At 48.9% G+C, this 16,524-nt stretch carries 20 protein-coding genes, 2 tRNA genes and 2 pseudogenes; 11 read left to right on the top strand and 13 right to left on the bottom strand.

The genetic code is table 11. From position 1 onward, the window contains the following. Positions 1-37: 37 nt before the first annotated feature. A complete protein-coding gene (locus HQRW_RS04835) occupies positions 38-283 on the bottom strand; it encodes a hypothetical protein (RefSeq protein WP_014555691.1) in 246 nt (81 codons plus the stop codon). Positions 284-346: 63 nt separating this feature from the next. Here HQRW_RS04835 and HQRW_RS04830 point away from each other — a divergent pair, with 63 nt between their 5' ends. Then, positions 347-577, top strand: a complete 231-nt coding sequence (locus tag HQRW_RS04830) for a hypothetical protein (RefSeq protein ID WP_014555690.1) — start codon at positions 347-349, stop codon at positions 575-577. A 334-nt stretch (positions 578-911) separates the two neighbouring features. Next, positions 912-1,124: a hypothetical protein gene (locus HQRW_RS15425; RefSeq protein ID WP_149031514.1), complete on the top strand. Its 213-nt coding sequence runs from the start codon at positions 912-914 to the stop codon at positions 1,122-1,124. Positions 1,125-1,271: 147 nt separating this feature from the next. Here the strand turns inward: HQRW_RS15425 and HQRW_RS14845 are convergent, their stop codons facing one another. The 4 genes and pseudogenes from HQRW_RS14845 to HQRW_RS04815 form a co-directional block, all read right to left on the bottom strand. Next, a complete protein-coding gene (locus tag HQRW_RS14845) occupies positions 1,272-1,517 on the bottom strand; it encodes a potassium channel family protein (RefSeq protein WP_231852474.1) in 246 nt (81 codons plus the stop codon). A 226-nt stretch (positions 1,518-1,743) separates the two neighbouring features. After that, positions 1,744-2,517 (bottom strand): annotated as a pseudogene (locus HQRW_RS04825) (ISH3 family transposase); the annotation flags it as partial. A gap of 288 nt (positions 2,518-2,805) precedes the next feature. Then, positions 2,806-3,219: pseudogene (locus tag HQRW_RS04820) on the bottom strand (ISH3 family transposase); the annotation flags it as partial. 26 nt (positions 3,220-3,245) lie between these two features. After that, positions 3,246-3,845 (bottom strand): ion transporter, encoded by a 600-nt coding sequence (locus HQRW_RS04815; RefSeq protein WP_077260058.1) that lies wholly within the window; start codon positions 3,843-3,845, stop codon positions 3,246-3,248. Positions 3,846-3,945: 100 nt separating this feature from the next. Here HQRW_RS04815 and HQRW_RS04810 point away from each other — a divergent pair, with 100 nt between their 5' ends. After that, positions 3,946-4,152: a hypothetical protein gene (locus tag HQRW_RS04810; RefSeq protein WP_149031513.1), complete on the top strand. Its 207-nt coding sequence runs from the start codon at positions 3,946-3,948 to the stop codon at positions 4,150-4,152. Positions 4,153-4,563: 411 nt separating this feature from the next. On the opposite strand, the gene HQRW_RS04805 is transcribed toward HQRW_RS04810, so the two are convergent. The 4 genes from HQRW_RS04805 to HQRW_RS16680 form a co-directional block, all read right to left on the bottom strand. Continuing rightward, complete coding sequence (locus HQRW_RS04805) at positions 4,564-4,839, bottom strand: hypothetical protein (protein ID WP_149031512.1); 276 nt, start codon at positions 4,837-4,839, stop codon at positions 4,564-4,566. After that, entirely contained in the window at positions 4,808-5,452 is a 645-nt protein-coding gene (locus HQRW_RS14840; protein ID WP_049891648.1) for a hypothetical protein, read from the bottom strand. Before HQRW_RS14840 ends, HQRW_RS04805 begins: the two co-directional genes overlap by 32 nt. A 384-nt stretch (positions 5,453-5,836) precedes the next feature. Next, on the bottom strand, positions 5,837-6,034 hold the full coding sequence (locus HQRW_RS16185) for a hypothetical protein (RefSeq protein ID WP_049891646.1): 198 nt from the start codon (positions 6,032-6,034) through the stop codon (positions 5,837-5,839). A 167-nt stretch (positions 6,035-6,201) separates the two neighbouring features. Further along, complete coding sequence (locus HQRW_RS16680; protein WP_014555686.1) at positions 6,202-6,336, bottom strand: hypothetical protein; 135 nt, start codon at positions 6,334-6,336, stop codon at positions 6,202-6,204. A gap of 96 nt (positions 6,337-6,432) precedes the next feature. Here HQRW_RS16680 and HQRW_RS04790 point away from each other — a divergent pair, with 96 nt between their 5' ends. Continuing rightward, positions 6,433-6,957 (top strand): hypothetical protein, encoded by a 525-nt coding sequence (locus tag HQRW_RS04790; protein WP_014555685.1) that lies wholly within the window; start codon positions 6,433-6,435, stop codon positions 6,955-6,957. Between the two features lie 382 nt (positions 6,958-7,339). Here HQRW_RS04790 and HQRW_RS04785 read toward each other — a convergent pair. Both HQRW_RS04785 and HQRW_RS04780 read right to left on the bottom strand, forming a co-directional pair. Then, positions 7,340-7,414: transfer RNA gene (locus HQRW_RS04785), tRNA-Arg, on the bottom strand. Between the two features lie 267 nt (positions 7,415-7,681). After that, complete coding sequence (locus tag HQRW_RS04780) at positions 7,682-7,987, bottom strand: hypothetical protein (protein ID WP_014555684.1); 306 nt, start codon at positions 7,985-7,987, stop codon at positions 7,682-7,684. Between the two features lie 450 nt (positions 7,988-8,437). Here HQRW_RS04780 and HQRW_RS04770 point away from each other — a divergent pair. Further along, positions 8,438-8,513 (top strand) — tRNA-Lys (locus tag HQRW_RS04770). Positions 8,514-8,793: 280 nt separating this feature from the next. Here the strand turns inward: HQRW_RS04770 and HQRW_RS04765 are convergent. Next, positions 8,794-9,264: an FKBP-type peptidyl-prolyl cis-trans isomerase gene (locus HQRW_RS04765; RefSeq protein WP_014555683.1), complete on the bottom strand. Its 471-nt coding sequence runs from the start codon at positions 9,262-9,264 to the stop codon at positions 8,794-8,796. Between the two features lie 1,001 nt (positions 9,265-10,265). Between HQRW_RS04765 and HQRW_RS04760 the strand changes: the two genes are divergently transcribed. Further along, on the top strand, positions 10,266-11,126 hold the full coding sequence (locus HQRW_RS04760) for a geranylgeranylglycerol-phosphate geranylgeranyltransferase (protein WP_014555682.1): 861 nt from the start codon (positions 10,266-10,268) through the stop codon (positions 11,124-11,126). A 123-nt stretch (positions 11,127-11,249) separates the two neighbouring features. Further along, entirely contained in the window at positions 11,250-11,708 is a 459-nt protein-coding gene (locus HQRW_RS04755) for a CoA-binding protein (protein WP_014555681.1), read from the top strand. Between the two features lie 211 nt (positions 11,709-11,919). Here the strand turns inward: HQRW_RS04755 and HQRW_RS04750 are convergent, their stop codons facing one another. After that, a complete protein-coding gene (locus tag HQRW_RS04750; RefSeq protein WP_014555680.1) occupies positions 11,920-12,231 on the bottom strand; it encodes a DUF5798 family protein in 312 nt (103 codons plus the stop codon). Positions 12,232-12,501: 270 nt separating this feature from the next. Between HQRW_RS04750 and HQRW_RS04745 the strand changes: the two genes are divergently transcribed. The 4 genes from HQRW_RS04745 to pyrI all read left to right on the top strand — a co-directional run bounded on the left by HQRW_RS04745 (position 12,502) and on the right by pyrI (position 16,439). Then, positions 12,502-13,419 carry a class 1 fructose-bisphosphatase gene (locus HQRW_RS04745; RefSeq protein WP_049892268.1) on the top strand — a complete coding sequence of 306 codons (918 nt, stop codon included), beginning with the start codon at positions 12,502-12,504 and terminating at the stop codon, positions 13,417-13,419. Positions 13,420-13,532: 113 nt separating this feature from the next. Further along, on the top strand, positions 13,533-14,792 hold the full coding sequence (locus tag HQRW_RS04740; RefSeq protein WP_014555678.1) for a Glu/Leu/Phe/Val family dehydrogenase: 1,260 nt from the start codon (positions 13,533-13,535) through the stop codon (positions 14,790-14,792). A 199-nt stretch (positions 14,793-14,991) separates the two neighbouring features. Further along, entirely contained in the window at positions 14,992-15,906 is a 915-nt protein-coding gene (gene pyrB / locus HQRW_RS04735; RefSeq protein WP_014555677.1) for an aspartate carbamoyltransferase, read from the top strand. Positions 15,907-15,974: 68 nt separating this feature from the next. Next, a complete protein-coding gene (pyrI, locus tag HQRW_RS04730) occupies positions 15,975-16,439 on the top strand; it encodes an aspartate carbamoyltransferase regulatory subunit (protein WP_048066975.1) in 465 nt (154 codons plus the stop codon). The last annotated feature ends 85 nt before the right edge of the window (positions 16,440-16,524 follow it).

The raw sequence follows: 16,524 nt of genomic DNA, 5'->3' as shown, positions 1-16,524 counted from the left end.
TGACGAAGCAGACGGATCGCAGTCCCCGTGTTCGTGCCTACTGGCTACCCGTCGCATTTCGTTGTTCGACACACCAGTCGAGGATCTCCTCTCGAAGGTCGTCGGGTGTTTCACCGAACATTTTGCCGAGTCGCCAACCGAGGTTATTCCACGTCAGTTCTTCGAGAACGTCTTGATACTCCTGTCCCTCTACGGCACGCGTCCAGCCCTGCTTGAAGTTTCGACGCCGACCGTCTGTGATATCTTGCCGTCTGTCTGTCTCGTATTCGAGGTTCTCTATCATACCGGATAGGCTATCACACCGGCATCAGTAATGTTTTGTGCGTCTTGGGTTGACTAAGCGACTGTGCCGACCTTCGAACCGGGGGATCGTGTCCGACTCGACATTACCGACACGACCGACACAGACTTCAATTGGCACGGACAACACGGGCAGGTTGTCGAAGTGCTCGAAGACGACGCCGGGGAGGTTACTGGCGACGACCGGGACAGCCGGCTCTATCGTGTCGACCTCGATGACCACGACCACACCCTCAACCTTCGTTACCGTGACCTCCGACCGCCTTTTGAGGACTGACCGCTACGCCCTCTATCGTTTCTCGGTCCGAGAGCACACGGCTCAGAGACGAATCAGCCAGGTCACAGTCCCTGAAGATTATAGTTTGTTTCGATTACCTCAACTTGGTTGTCTGTGGCTTGTTCAAGATCTTCGACCAAGCCGTAAATCGAGACGTGTGAATTATTTAGCTGAATACAGACGCTAAGCCCCCGTCCTCAAGGAACGAGTGAAGCAAGTGAGTAGGACGAGGGCGGGGATAAAGTGCCGTCATCATCTATTCATACAGTTCCACCAGCACATTTAGGATCCTGCTTGTTGTATTCGACAGTATGATACTCACACGTGTTTGACAGTGTTCAAGCGCGACAAGAAGCGCGCACCGTTGGTTGTGGCTGATTGTCGATTCGGTAGGAGTGGGTCACTCCGAACCGCCAGTGAAGGGAAGTCACCTGTGGAGTCAAGAACCGATGTGTCCACGTTAGATGTAAGTTCCGACATGGAAGCAGGAAGCCCTGTCCTCAGCAAGCGAGGGGCTGATAGCCCTGAGCGTGGTAGATCAGGGTAGTTCACTTGATCCTCAAAGATTTCATTTCTCCGATCCACATAGACGGCGTCGTTGGGAAAGTGAATATCTATTCCGATAACATCCTCAGTAACGTAATCAGCGTCTTCAGGCGCGACCAATCGAAATATGTCGGCGTCAAACGCTTTGCTAATCTTCTATGCTTATCGAGAATCCCTCAGTGGAGAGGTCCTCTCCACACTCGTAGCAGTAATTCGCCTCGGTTTTGTGTCCCTCTGAGCGGCACCGAGGACAGCTGTTGCCTCGAATTTTGCCTTTGCGACCCCGAAAGACAATCCAGGGAATAATAGTGATGGCTAAAATCAATCCGACGGAAGTGACGGTCTGTCCGAGGCGCGTCTGTGGGACGACGTTGCCGAATCCAGTCGTCGTCAGGACAACGATAGAGTCGGTACTTCACGAATAAGTCGAAACTTCCAGCGACAGTGACGGCCGAATGGTCATATTCTATATGGTTTCTCGGGTGAGTTACAAAAATCAGTGAGTTGCTTTCCACTTCGAACAGAGTACGCACTCAAATAGCTCGTTTCCCCCGTTTTCGACTACTTCTCGAAGAGAGCTGTTGCTCATACAGAGGCAGACTGGCCAGGGCTGACCGTGGTCAGCCCGCGGCCGTTTGGTATGACGGTGGAATACCTGTCCCGTTCCTGTTCATCTTGATCTTCCACCGTCGCTCCAACTGCTCCTCCAACTCCCTCCGAATCCAATCGCAAAACACAGAGAACGTGAACTCTTCAGGTAACTCGCGCCCGCCCCGCTGCGGGCGGGCGACGACGGCCCAGCGAAGCACCAACCAGAGGTTCTCCAGAATAGCAGCCACGAGCATGAAGGCAAACCGAACGATGGGGTCACGAGTTGTCGTGACCCCTCGTGCCTGCCGAATCAGCCGGTAGGTCGTCTCGATGCCTGATCGTTTCCGATAGATCCGTTCGACCTGTTTGGCGGTATGATCGGTAACGCCGCAAGCCACGTAGCCATGGACAACCTCGCCGTGTTTGTTCCGATCACCGTTCTGGTAGGAGACAGAGACCGCGAGCGGGACACGGAGTTCCCGCTCGCTGTCTTTGTACATGCGGTAGGTCGTCATGTACGACTTGTGCACGTCGAGTTTCTCTTTCATGCGATCTCCTTTCTTTGGAACGTGAACGACTGTGGCAGCGATTTCTCGTGACCGACGAATCGCACGCTCATTGAAGAAGCCGCTGTCAGCAAGCAGCAACTCGATCTCAAAGGGGTAGTTCTCGACGCGGGCGAGCACGCGCTCGACCGCGTCAGCCTCTGTCTCGTCGTTACGAACGTACGTCATCGCCAGCGTCACCGGTTTTCCGTTGGAAACGACGTACGCTGTACAGTATCGATGGCACGTGTAATGACCGCGACGCGATTTGCAAATTAATTCTCAATTCTGGAGGTAACCGGTCTCTATTCGTTATTCTCAGGGAGCGTGGTACGGTGAATTTGTGGTTTATACGTGAGCGGTGAAAATTACCGTATCAAGATTTCTCCCGGCTGGTTTTGGAGCCCGGTAACTCAGAAAAAGAAGATTCCTGTAGAGTAATAGTGATCCGAAAACGCTGTTAAATCGCTGTGCACTTGGTGCACAGCTGTCTTAGTCTGTTATTTTCTTGCTACGTCTTAGTTTTCAAAAGTTCTCTAAGCCATTAGTCGTGCCATCTTTCGGAGCCATCGAGCAGAGTTCTCCTTCCTCGTCGTAATGGTCGCCGTGATAGGGGTTGTCGATGAAGTCGATAGAGACGATTCTCGACTGCTCTGCGTCGAGAATCGTCATAGCGAGGCGGCTAAGCTGGAGGTTAGCAATGACTTCGAGCCACCCACGATTGAGTGTGTGAAGCCACGCCAGAACAGTATCATCGCAGGGTGTTCCATCGTGTTCGTTGCAGGTTTCCCAGATTGAGGTTTCGTTCACGCAGGCAAAGATAACAACGGGCCAGATATCGCCGGGGTCGAGGGGGCTCCCCTCGACACCCGGCAGTGGGAGCGGAGAAATAACCGCTTCCGCGGTATCTTTGACTTCTGATGCCGAAAGGTACCCGTCTGGGTCTGTAAGGTCTAACACATCCAGAACCAGACATTTCTTTCCGGTTAATTCACCGGATTAATTCGGCCCATTACACCGTTCGTGAAGTACCGAGAGTAGTAGAACGCATCGGCAAAGTTCTGAAACTGTGGATTCACGCCCTTTTCGAGTTCGTATACGATTCCCGCGTGTAGATTTACGATAACCGCGATGGCCGTCATAGCCTCCGCAACGACCACTTGTCTGGCTGTGAGTGAATAATCGAATACTCTCCTGTTTTCGAGACCAAGTCGCAAGAATCGGAACACTCGCAGAATCTGTACGCTTCGCAGAACAGCCAGTTGTCCGGCTGCGGGAAAGATGAAAATCAACAGCGCGGGGATAACGGCCAAGAGGTCGGCAATCGCGTATGGACTCCTCAGTTCCGCCCACGTATCATCGGCATAATCTATTCGAGATATGTATTCAAACAGAAAGAACACAGCCAAACCGAACTCGACTGCAGGTAACACCGACGAGTATTGGTCTGCATACTCAAACGTTCCGAAGATATACAGCCCGAGAAAGACGACAGTCAGCCCGTACGTGAGGTATGACACAGACACGCCCCAGTCTTCCCCAGGTTCGGTCAACAGTTTCCCGAAAACCAAGGTTGTCCGTGTCATAGCATACCGATGTGTTTCACCCACTTACTGTTTTTGACCCATTCGTCTTTAGCTAAGACTGATAGTAATAATCGATAGCAAAATAATGAGTGAAGATATTATGAACGCACTCGCGGCCTTGGGCGCCGACGTAGCGAACATCAGCGCGGAAAGATCCGAACGGAGTATGCGTGTCACCTTCGACCTGCTCGACCCAGACGACGCCGACCTCGTCCGGGACGTTGCCGAAGAACACGGCTTCGAACAGTACGGCGACAACGGAGAACGGTTCATATCGTCAACAGAGGACAGTGACTATGAAGTGTGACAATAGTTGTGAAGGGTGTCCAGAATCCCATCTAATATATAAGCGAATTTGGCCACCCTTTCTCCCGTCAGTAACTCCACCGATATGCCGTCGGGTATGGTCCCGGCTTCATATCTTCTTCCGCGTATCCTCGACTGTGTAAGTCTGTTAGGATTCGCCGAACGGTTCGTTCTGACGCGTTAGTCGCTGTTACGAGGTCTTGTTTTTGCATTACCCGCATTACTACGCCGGCAACTCGCGCTACTACTGTGCTCGAGAGACGGTGTGAAAGTACCAAGCCTTTCTAATAGTTTATATACCGTTCTCGTCGGCTCAGTGCGAGTGAGTTCGCGGACGGTTTCAGGATTATCGATATCTATGCGGGTCTCAGCAGTCTTTGTAGTGTCAGCCACCGTCCGGAGTTGCTGATCCTTACAGTATATCGTTGGTTGTTTCGGCTGTTCTGAACTCTCCGAGCGTCGTATATCGGTGGCTTTGGGGGTATTTAGTCTCGTATGGGATCGGATCTTCGAGTCGATAGAGGCTGTCGGCTTTGAACCTCACTACCATTTTGTTATCAGCAATCTCGTCTCTATCGAGGTACTCAGTTGGCTCACGGACGAGTTCAGCATCCTCCGGTGCAACGACATCGCGGACTGTAGCAAAATACTGTACCTCACGAGCGTCTTGTGTGACATACATCGCCACATAATCGAAATCGCGCCCGATACGAATGAACCCCCCAAGCGTTGTTCTCAAACAGGAACGGGAGGCCGGACTCACGGGTTGGAAAGACAGCCACTTGTGCTTCCTCGCCAACTTCTATGTCGGTACGTCGCATCGTCCCGGCGACGTTATTCTCGACGGGCTCAATCTCGCCTTCTTCGGTATCGGGGTCATCCTCAGATACGTTGTCACCTGATATGTTGTCCCTGTCGTCAGTTGACTCTCCAATAAACTCACGCTGTTCGCGGAGGGTGTGTCGTAGTTCGTTGACGAAGTCGAGGCTCTGTTCTTCGAGATCGAGTGGCGTCTCATCCAGTTCGTCCTGAAGTACGTCGGTAAGTCGTTCGGCAATCGGGGTTTCGCGGTCAGTTAATCGACTGATAGCCCGGTTCGTTTGTGTGAGTTGCCGTGCTATGTCGTCGGCTCTCCCCGACTGAATGGCGTCTTTCGTCAGTATCTCCAGAATATCGGGGTTATCCGCCATCTCGTCCAAGTCGAAAGTGACAATCGAGGTTTCTCCGTCTTGCCTGTGGTCACCGGTGACGCTGAGAATCTCGAACTCTTTCCCGTTGGTCAAGACCTGTCTCTTACCCATAAGTTCGTGGAGTCGTAACCGGACATTTCAGACGCTTTCAGAGGTATTTGAACGCAAAAAATCGAGGAGAGAAGCGATTCAGATAGTGATATCGGCTGTGGGGGTTATAAAACGCCGGTAATCAACTCCACTACAATTGTTCCAAGGAGATGCTGAAACTGTAGATACAAAGGATTTCAGTCGTGCTCAGTCGTGCTCGCCGATCCCGTTCCGCTAAAATCCTGACTCGTTTTGTGGGTAAGAGACAGTGGTCAAGACGCCCCAGTCGACGGAAAAGTCTTGTCGCATATAACTCTGAATTTGTCGAACGTTTCCATCGCTGAGGTCCGACCGTGCGGGCTTTGCCTCGATAAACACTACTGGTGTATCTCCCACCATCAGAGCCTAATCGACTTTCGACGACTGCGTCCCCATCTGAACGGTATATTCAACTTGTACCTCGGTTGAGTAGAAGTTCCACCCGAGAAGGTCTACAAATGGCTGAATAATTTTTACTTTCGTGTTCTCCTCGTCCATCTGCGGTGAGGCCTCCAACAGCGTCTGAGACTGCCCGACGTAGTTCTTGACTGCCTCACCATTCATTATTCAAGATATAACTGCCGCCGTTTACTTCAATCCACCTGAAAAGGATTAAACGACGGTTTGGAGGTCAGTCTGCTTGCGGTCTTTGTGGTGTCTAATGTGTGGGGGTTACGTCCACAAGAGCCAGATCTACACAACCCCATACAGGCGTAGCGCGTCGTGCCGGCTCACTCGTCGTGCTCGTCGCCTTCGTCTTCTTCGGTGGCCTGCTCGATTCCTTCAGCGAGGGCTTCACCGAAGTCCTCCTCCATCCACCGCGCTATCTCTGCGGCACTTGCGTCCTCGTCGGGACGTTCAGGCATACAAAATCTTCGGAACGGTATACCAATAACACCTGCGTCGGAGACGGATAGCCCCGTATCAGGAGACCTATCACACGCAGGGCTGTAATAGGTGGTATGAATACCGACGAGATACGGACTTACAGCGAGCGATATAGCGACGGCTACCCAGACGAACATCAGGAAATCGAAAAGGAAGTTGGGGGGGCTCTCAACGAGAAGGGGTATCTCACGCAGGACGAACTGGCAAGCGTAGTGGAGTGGAAACTAGATAACCAGCCTGGTCGGAGGGATCGCCATATCGAAATGATGCGGTCGACCCCAAAGGGATTTGTCCGACGAGTAACGGAGGCGGCCCTCCTCCCGGACGACCCGAAGATCCAGTTACAGACCCTCGCTTCGATCCCCGGCATCGGTGACGCGACAGCGACTGTCGTGCTGGCGTTCTACGATCCGACAACCTACGCAGTGGGTGACCGCTATATCATAGAGGTGCTATTCGGAGAAGACCGTGGATTCCGACGTAGTGACTACACCACGTTACTGGAGGAACTCCGCGACCGGAACCCCGACGACTTTGACCTCCGCACCGTCGAGAAGGCATACTATCGCCGGTATCAGGAAGAAAACGACATCGTATAGACCCAAAACTAGCAGACGGCGTAGCGACCGCTATCTTGTGAGGAATGTGCTCCGTGGGGAAAGCGACCCGAGGAAGAGAAGAATCGATCTATGCGGCTCTCTCGGTTGAGAAAACGGGGTCAACAGTAAGGGGCGGGGGAGCACAGACCCGTTTTAGCGGCACACGCAGGCGGGTCACGAACACCGAAAACAAGCAGTACAATCTCTGAAAAGCTTGTCTGTAAGCTTATATATTATAAGCCTACGGGCTCTCGTATCTCGCGAAATCCAAGACGGCGAAAGGGTGCGACCCGCAGCGGGCTGAAATCAGCAGTTAGGAGGTCGACAGTATTTATAAACAACCGGCTTCCGTACTGCGAATTCTGAATAAGGAGAGCGGCTATGGGCGCTGCAGGATTTGAACCCGCGACAGCTTGGTCCGAAGCCAAGCACTCTGTCCAAACTGAGCTAAGCGCCCGGTTGTTGTTTTTCGGCTTCAACTAATTACAATGTATCGGCCTTTATGTTTGTTTCTCATCGCACCGCCCATGCCTTTCGTCCAGCTTCGCGATACTATCGTTATGAGCTAACTTTTTGCTTCGGTACCGCAGCTTCACTCAGGATTCAACAGTGCATATATTGTTCGCAGAGATATTTAACTACGATTTGTCACTCTTGTCTATCAGCATGCCGGACAGAGGAATCGAGTGGAGAAAGTGTATTCAAACGAAACTATCGGTAAATCCTAACTTTCAATATTCACTGGGTTTTCGATCTTCATCTCAATTAATTTGCTCTCAACTTCATCAAGCCTGGTATCCAGTTTCTCAACGAATTCATTTGTTTGTTCAGTCGTAATTGCACCCTGACTGGACGGGTCGATGAGATTCTCCTCTTCAAGAATACGGAGAGAATATCGAACTTTGTGATGCGCATATCCGGTTTCATTTGACATTGTGACAATGCCAATCGGTTCATTATCAATGACCAACCTTAGGATCTCAACGTGACGATTCAGCATATTCACCTCTTCGTCGAGTTTAGTTATCATGGTGTTTGTTGACTTGTTCGATAAAAGATTAAATCTTGTTCTCTTTTTATTACTCTGCGCTTCTGAGCCATATTATCTCCTGAATTCAATCAGTATGACAGAGAGATAATGAATGTCAGATGAGTCGATTTCCACCTGTGAAGACGGAGCATCTGAAGGGTGAAGTTATTGATTGACTGATAGTGGATTCGTATGGCAATCTTACATTTCTACATTGAAGATCGGCAATATAACTCTGAAAACAAGCAAACGGACAATCTCAAACCAATTATAGCGTTACTCGCCAGCATTTTTGAGGGGGAACCCTCGAGTTCAAGCACCGAGGCGCGGAACGTCAAGAAGTATGGTGAGGTAGTTTACATAGTGGTAATAATACACATGTCTCAATCGGTTGAATTCAAGATGATAAATTGAAGCCCTTTTATACCTGAGTTACCAGGAATCCAATATGGGCTGGTAGCTTAGATTGGCCCAAAGCATCTGGCTTTTAACCAGAGGATCGAGGGTTCAAATCCCTCCCGGCCCGTTTTTACTGTGTTTCTTATTTCATCACAAACAGGATACACAATCAGTTTTTATCATGATAAAACCGTGTAGATTATGAAGAATATTATCAATTTAATCAGATAGATGCTAGATCTGGACGTAATGCTATGTTGTAATAACATGTGCAGCGTAGTGATATCCAGCCACAAATATCTTTTAGCGATAGAGGACACGCTTATTGAATGCTTGGAAATTGGATTCGAAATAGCAAATTTATCTTTAATAGCGAGAGAATCCTGCCGTTCGCGGCACAGAGGATGTCATGCGGTGGTTACACTAACGATTTCAACCTCAAATTGGACCGTATTGCCAGCAAGTGGATTATTATGATCAACTCGGACGGTATCCGGACCAGCGTGTGTGATTTTTGCAACGGTGCCATCATCAGATTTGACACGCGAACCCTTCTCAATGGTACCACCAGCTATCTCAACATTATCTGCATCATATTCGCGAACGCGGCTTTGTTTCCATTCACCGTATGCTCTCTTCGGTGAGACGGTAACAGTGGAACGAGCCCCCTCCTCAAGTCCAATCAATGCCTCATCAAGTCCTTCGATGACCATTCCGCCTCCAACTTCGAATGTAAATGCTTCATACTCGCGGTCGGGTTGTGTCTCAGTGAGCCCCGTTTTTGTTGCAATTGACTGACGTGAAGTGTCGAAAACAGTACCATCGCCTGTCCGAGCAGTATACTCAATCGTCACAGAGTCGCCAGTAGATATTGTCATATGTGTATCACTAGTGCAACACGCATAATACATTGCATCGGTGAATGACATCACTGCTGTACCGTTGCGTATAATTGAACGAACACAACATATCTCGGAAAGCTTGCTCAGAGAAAGTGCGTATCGTATTATTGCTTATATAGGGTCAAGAAGAATACCTGCGGGTCCAGCCACAGGATGAATTCGACACCCCGGAGGAAATCTGCGCTGCAATAGCCACGCTGAGACTTGGGACTCCGGAGCTTGAAGTGACAGGCAAGCCTATGTGTAGATAGGAATCAGATCGGGAACAGAGCAGGGCGATTCCGGTCACTCCGACGAGGGCGGCCTGTCCGCCCCAAGCACTCAGACAGGAATCGGAATCAGTCAGGTGAACGGTCGGTTCATATAATATACTGAACCGATGCAGTTGCAGTTGCAGTGCCCGACTGCTTGCAAACACCGCAGAAAGTAAGTCCGAGCCGTCGAAATCTGCCGGATTCTCCGGCACAACCAACTCCGGGAGTCCGAACACGATGGGAGATAGGAGTACCGGGGGCTGAGATGTGGCACTCCCAGCAGTCCCAGCAGTCCCACTCGACTCGCCACAGTACGTGAACCCCACACGAACTCTCACCGTGCCGGGGTTCGGTGGAGCTGCAAACCTGCAATCTCCACCATTCACGCTCAGGCTCAGGATTCCTCCGCGTTTGGTGCTCCTGAAAACTTATTGAGGAATTCAATTCAAAATCTTGTCATAGAGTAGCTGCTGATACTGTTGCGTAGGACCGATGGTTCAAAATGTTTCATGGAGTACTATACGCGGAGGAGGATGTCAATAATACTCATCAAGAAAACAGCTGAATTCAATTAAGAATAGTTCGTGAGGTCAAGCGAATATACAGTGATCATTACCGATACAGTGAATCTGAGCTATCGAAATCGTCTGCAAGTACAGATATTGGTTAGGGCGAGAAATGATTTCGGGTCACTTATTTTCTCGATTATAGCAAATTAAATTGATGGATACTCATGTCCGGGGGACAATCCGTGGGGCTATTGACCTGATGCGGATTGGGAACGCGGTCGCAGCGGGTGTCCTCACATTTACTGGGGCATTCGTCGCCGGAGGGTTCGCAGTGACAACTGCTCATGTAACCGGTGCTGTTGCGGCAACGATATTCGCAACTGCGGCTGGAAATGCGATTAATGACTATTTCGATCGGGCAATTGACAAAATTAATCGCCCAATGAGACCAATTCCTCGTGGAGCTATCAGTGAGCGAGGAGCTATTGTATTCAGTGGATTCTTGTTTGTTGCTGCAGTCGTCTCAACGTCGGTGCTTCCGCTGATTGCGATTGTGCTTGCGCTGATGAATCTACTCGCATTAGTCGCATATACCGAGTTATTCAAGGGTCTTCCTGGTGTTGGAAATGCGATTGTTGCATATCTTACTGGTTCAACATTTTTATTTGGAGCCGCAGCGATTGGTCGGATAACCGATTTTGGTGTCGTTGTTCTGTTTATTTTGGCTGCTCTCGCAACAGCGACCAGAGAGATTATTAAAGATATTGAGGATCTTGACGGTGATCGTGAAGAAGGACTTCAGACACTACCGATTGTGATTGGAGTGACACCTGCATATCGCGTTGCAACAGGAGTGCTTTTAGCTGCTGTCATCGCAAGCATAGTGCCATACGTTATAGGCATTTTTGGGATATGGTATCTTACTTTGGTCGTGCCTGCAGATATGATTATGTTGATTGGAGTATGGCAGGCGCCTGACAACCCCACACAAGGGCAACAGCTACTAAAGCGCGGGATGTTCGTCGCAGCAGCAGCATTTGTTGTTGGGCGGGCTGTGGTCGTTGCTGGAATATGAGTCATCTACAATCAAGAAAACGGTCCGAGCGTCAAATCAACAATTGAGTAAAGTGAAGAATAAGAGAGAATATACTAATCATTATATCTATATGTGCATCAGTCACAAACGGAGGTTCAATCAATGACAATAAAAGAGGAGTCGACAGATAAACTCATTGAACAAGCGCTGACAGCAACAACGATTGCTGTTATTGGATGTTCAACGTCGCCAGGGAAACCAGCACATGACGTCCCTGCGTATCTTATCAAATACGGATACGATATCATTCCGATTAATCCGTTTGCAAAACAGATTTTCGACACCACAGCGTATGATTCACTCTCGGCTGTTCCAGATGACTACACAATCGATGTTATCAATGTTTTTCGGCCGAGCGAGGAGGTAGCAAGTATCGTTGAGTCGGTGATTGAACGACATACTCAGGTTGGTGATTCGGAAATCATCTGGTTGCAGCGTGGGATTAGAGATAATGCAGCAGCATCAAAAGCAAGCAAAACAGGAATTGATGTTGTCCAGGACCGCTGTCTCAAAGTTGCACATGAAGCGCACACAAAAGCTGATTCTGATGCACTAGGTTGATTGAAACATGTCTATGAAGACTACACTCTGTGTGCACTTCTCGATGGTACAAGCCATATTCGCGGGTGACCAGTATATGTTGTCAGATAGTCTTCAATATCATCAGAAATGAAAAGAGACTCACAGGCTTGTGTATAGCCCTTAAGACTCACCCCAATGGTCGCATGTTGCTGAGGATCTCAACTCAATACACAGTCTAGCAGAGAGCGAGTTATTGCGGGTCGTCTGAGGTGACTTTAGATTCAGATTCAGATTCAGATCCGGAGTCTTTTGCTTCTGCTTCGGTGATATGCGCGTTTGCGATGATAGTTTCAGTGTCGATATCCTCCTCATCAGCGATTGCTTCAACAAGGGCTCGAATCTCAGCGGTTTCGGTCTCAAGACGGTCAACAGCAGCTTGCGTCTCACCGGTCGTCTCCCGCATTTCTGAGATCTGCGTTCGCAGTTCATTTAATCGCTGATAGACATTTTCTGCCATCTCGGTTACTTTTTGTAATTTCTTCGCAGTTGTTCCCAATCCCATACAATATGAATAATTATCGAACTACCTGTATATTCCGACTAGTTCAGATGTCAGCTATTATGAGAAAGTACCATCATAGTATCTTATCACACAGAGGAAATCGGGGTCGTCACCGGTGCTAAGTGTCTCAGGGCTCTCAGATTCATCCTGTCGGTGGTGATGCAGGCATTCATCACAGCCGCCCGTCATCTACGTTGTATGATAACAATGTCACAAAAGTTGTGTTTCACCGGAGATGTTAACCGAATGGCTTCGTCAATTGACTCACACATGACTGAGTCAACAGCTGATTCCGAGTCCGAGTCATTTTCACTTACAGATGATGAAATAATAAACTCAATCCTCGATATACTTGCTCGCACGGCTCCAGAGATTCGAAACGGGCTTCCAGGGAGACGGGTCAAAACTAATGAGGAAAATCCATCTGGGGAATCACCAATGGAGGCGGATGTATTTGCTGATGAACTTCTTCGTAATCGTCTTGGCTCGCTTGACGGAATTGGAGAATACGCCAGCGAGGAACGTTCATCAGCTGATGATACCGGGTCAGGACTGTCGGTCTGTATCGACCCACTTGATGGATCCTCAAACCTGAAATCAAATGCTGCAATGGGAACAATCGCAGCGGTATACGATGCGCCACTTCCAGCACGTGGGTCTGATCTCGTTGCTGCAGCATACGTTCTCTATGGCGCAACAACAACAATGGTTGCAGCCGTCGAGGGTAATGTCGCAGATTATATTATTTATCAAGATGGGAGTTATGAACCGATTGAACAGGAAGTACGCGTCCCATCTGAGCCAACAGTGTATGGCTTTGGTGGACGTGTGCCAAATTGGCCTCGTGATTTCAATTCATTTGTGAGTGATATTGAGTCTGACACATCGATGAAGCTCCGATACGGAGGGGCAATGGTTGGTGATGTGAATCAGGTACTTACATATGGTGGGATTTTCGGGTATCCAGCGCTCACGAACGCCCCATCCGGAAAACTTCGTGTTCAATTTGAGGGATATCCTATCGGATATATCATTGAGTGTGCCGGTGGAGCCTCTTCAGATGGCTCGCAATCATTGCTTGCGGTCGAGTCAAACGATATTCATGATCGAACACCGGTCTACGTCGGAACACCATCACTCGTTGAGCGACTCGAAGGTGCGCTCGCAGGGAAAGCCGATTCCGAGTGAAAATAGTTGATTTAACTTGATTTGTGATTGGATAGTGCAGTTTAGTGCTCTCAGCGCTCACGACTGCACATTTGGTCGATATTCTTAACCGAGGTGACCCACGAATTTGACATATGACATCCGAGGCGAATCCCTTTGAGAGCTTACAAGAACAAATCGATGATGCATCAGCATATCTTGATGTTCGTAGTGACCTTGTCGAGCGGTTAAAACGACCTGAACGCGTTCTTGAAGCGAATTTGTCTGTTGAGATGGATGACGGGACAATCGAACATTTCAAATCATTTCGATCGCAGTTCAATGGCGATCGCGGACCATACAAGGGAGGGATTCGGTATCATCCAGGTGTCACACGCGATGAGGTAAAGGCACTCTCAGGATGGATGGTATACAAATGCGCACTTGTGGATATTCCATACGGCGGTGGAAAGGGAGGTATTGCTGTTGACCCAAGTAGATATTCCGCTGGAGAATTAGAACGATTGACGCGTTCATTCGCGACCGAACTTCGTCCACTGATTGGTCCAGATGTTGATATCCCAGCCCCAGATGTGAACACCGGACAGCGAGAGATGGACTGGATTAAAGACACATACGAAACGCTTGAGAATACAACTGCACCAGGAACTGTCACCGGAAAGTCACTCTCAGCAGGTGGCAGTGCGGGTCGTGTCAGAGCAACAGGTCGGTCGACCATGTTGACCGCTCGAGAGGCATTCACATATCGTGGACGAGATATTGCGGATGCAACTATTGCGGTACAAGGATATGGTAACGCCGGATCTGTCGCTGCTGAGCTACTTGAAGATCAAGGGGCAACTGTTGTTGCTGTTTCAGACTCATCAGGTGCAATCTACGACCCAACAGGATTAGATACGCGTGCAGTGAAGTCACATAAACGTAAAACAGGCTCAGTTATCGAGTATGAAGGAGCAGAAACAGAGGTTCGCTCAAATCGCGAGCTATTGACGCTTGATGTTGATGTATTAATTCCAGCAGCACTGGAGAACGCTATTGATGAGTCAATCGCAGTCGATGTTAGCGCTGATGTGATTGTCGAAGCAGCAAATGGACCGTTAACGCCGGATGCAGATGCTGTATTAACTGACCGTGATGTCGCTGTGTTCCCAGATGTCCTTGCAAACGCTGGAGGAGTCACTGTATCGTACTTTGAGTGGGTACAAAACCGACAGCAATTCTACTGGGCAGAATCACGAGTCAAACAAGAACTGGAGACAATCATCACGAATGCATTTGACGATCTTGTTGAAGCGTATGAGTCACGTGAACTCCCGAACTTCCGAACAGCTGCATATGCCGTTGCGATTGAGCGAGTTATTGAGGCATACGACCGACAAGGTACGTGGCCATAGCGGATTTTGAGAAGTACTGTGATCTCTGCATATCGAGACAAAAACCGCACACTGTAGATTTGCATGCATATTGAAACATGTGAGTGAACGATCACGCTATATAAATCAAAAAATGAAATTATCAGCAATGTTGGAGAGATAAAAAGGAAAATAATCCATCCCGAGCCATTGAAGTTAGTTCCACACGCTGGCATATATGATGCATCAGGACCACTTACTCTCCACAACACAATTATCACGGGAGGATATCGAGACCATTCTTGACCGGGCGGCGGCGATTGAAATGAATCCAGATGGGTGGGAGGCGCAATATAGTGGGACGGTACTTGGATTATGTTTTTTTGAGCCAAGCACTCGAACGCGTATGAGTTTCGATGCTGCAATGAAACGACTCGGTGGACGCACAATCGATATGGGTAGCGTCGACAACTCATCAATATCGAAGGGCGAGACACTCGCTGATACGGTTCGTGTCATTGCCGGATACGCTGACGCCATCGTGTTGCGACATCCATCTGAAGGGGCAGCGAAGCTAGCTGCTGAATTCGTTGATATTCCTGTCATCAACGCCGGTGACGGTGCCGGACAGCATCCGACACAAACACTCTTAGATTTGTATACAATGCGAGAGAATGTCGGACTCGATGAAATCACCGTTGGAATCGCTGGTGATTTAAAATATGGTCGCACGGTTCACTCACTTGCCGCAGCATTGAGTAATTTTGATGTTCGACAGCATTTCATCAGCCCTGAAAGTCTTCAGCTCCCTCGAAATATACGATATGATCTTCATGACTCCGGCTCACAGGTGCGTGAACATACAGATATTGAGTCAATACTTCCCGAACTTGATGTCTTATATGTCACACGAATTCAGCGTGAGCGGTTCCCAGATGAAAATGAATATCAAAGAGTCGCTGGACAATATCGTGTCGATACTGATATTTTATCACATGCAGACGATAATTTGACCGTGATGCACCCGCTCCCGCGAGTTGATGAAATCGCGCCAGAGGTGGATACGACCGAACATGCGGCGTATTTCGAGCAAGCACACAATGGGGTACCGGTTCGAATGGCGCTGCTTGATGCATTGATTGGGAGGGCAAAATGAACGATCGTGAGCCAAATCAAAAGGAGAGTAAGGAATCTGTCAGTGATGCCGTGCCAAGAGCAAGGAAAATCGATGATCAACAATTACGTGTCTCGAAGATTCGTGATGGGACTGTGATTGATCATCTTACCGCTGGAGAAGCACTAAATGTTCTTGCCATTCTTGGGATTGATGGGTCAAGCGGTGAGGGTGTCTCTGTCGGTATGAATGTTATTTCTGACCGCTTGGGAAGAAAAGATATTGTTAAAGTCGAGGATCGTGAGCTAAGTCAATCTGAAGTCGACGTACTTGCGGTGATTGCTCCTGAGGCAACAATCAATATTATCCGAGATTACGCGGTTGTCGATAAAAAACGAATTGAGCGCCCGACGGCGGTCACTGGACTTCTTTTTTGTCCCAATCGAAACTGTATTACAAACGCTAATGAACCGATTAACACCCGTTTTATTGTCCTTGATGAAGGGCTACAGTGTGATTACTGTGGATCGATTGTGCGTGAAAGCGAAGTACCAACATATCTTGATGTTGCATAATTGATCATACAGTTATTCCACTGGTTGTATCGAGATACCCTGTTGCATCCCGATGTGCGCAGGTGGACTGATATACAAATTCCAA

This window comes from Haloquadratum walsbyi C23 (genome assembly GCF_000237865.1).
In the GTDB taxonomy this organism is placed as follows: Archaea; Halobacteriota; Halobacteria; order Halobacteriales; family Haloferacaceae; genus Haloquadratum; species Haloquadratum walsbyi.
Note: the sequence above shows the minus strand (reverse complement) of the source record. Positions and strands in the feature narration are given on the sequence as shown.

Coding starts and splice junctions, on each gene's coding strand:
- HQRW_RS04750 (WP_014555680.1), bottom strand. CDS start 12,231: ATGGGATTGGGAACAACTGCGAAGAAATTACAAAAAGTAACCGAGATG.
- HQRW_RS04745 (WP_049892268.1), top strand. CDS start 12,502: ATGACTGAGTCAACAGCTGATTCCGAGTCCGAGTCATTTTCACTTACA.
- HQRW_RS16185 (WP_049891646.1), bottom strand. CDS start 6,034: ATGAATGGTGAGGCAGTCAAGAACTACGTCGGGCAGTCTCAGACGCTG.
- HQRW_RS04810 (WP_149031513.1), top strand. CDS start 3,946: ATGAACGCACTCGCGGCCTTGGGCGCCGACGTAGCGAACATCAGCGCG.
- HQRW_RS04780 (WP_014555684.1), bottom strand. CDS start 7,987: ATGATAACTAAACTCGACGAAGAGGTGAATATGCTGAATCGTCACGTT.
- HQRW_RS04755 (WP_014555681.1), top strand. CDS start 11,250: ATGACAATAAAAGAGGAGTCGACAGATAAACTCATTGAACAAGCGCTG.
- HQRW_RS04790 (WP_014555685.1), top strand. CDS start 6,433: ATGAATACCGACGAGATACGGACTTACAGCGAGCGATATAGCGACGGC.
- HQRW_RS14840 (WP_049891648.1), bottom strand. CDS start 5,452: ATGGGTAAGAGACAGGTCTTGACCAACGGGAAAGAGTTCGAGATTCTC.
- HQRW_RS04815 (WP_077260058.1), bottom strand. CDS start 3,845: ATGACACGGACAACCTTGGTTTTCGGGAAACTGTTGACCGAACCTGGG.
- HQRW_RS04765 (WP_014555683.1), bottom strand. CDS start 9,264: ATGACAATATCTACTGGCGACTCTGTGACGATTGAGTATACTGCTCGG.
- HQRW_RS04740 (WP_014555678.1), top strand. CDS start 13,533: ATGACATCCGAGGCGAATCCCTTTGAGAGCTTACAAGAACAAATCGAT.
- HQRW_RS04835 (WP_014555691.1), bottom strand. CDS start 283: ATGATAGAGAACCTCGAATACGAGACAGACAGACGGCAAGATATCACA.
- HQRW_RS04760 (WP_014555682.1), top strand. CDS start 10,266: ATGGATACTCATGTCCGGGGGACAATCCGTGGGGCTATTGACCTGATG.
- HQRW_RS16680 (WP_014555686.1), bottom strand. CDS start 6,336: ATGCCTGAACGTCCCGACGAGGACGCAAGTGCCGCAGAGATAGCGCGG.
- pyrB (WP_014555677.1), top strand. CDS start 14,992: ATGCATCAGGACCACTTACTCTCCACAACACAATTATCACGGGAGGAT.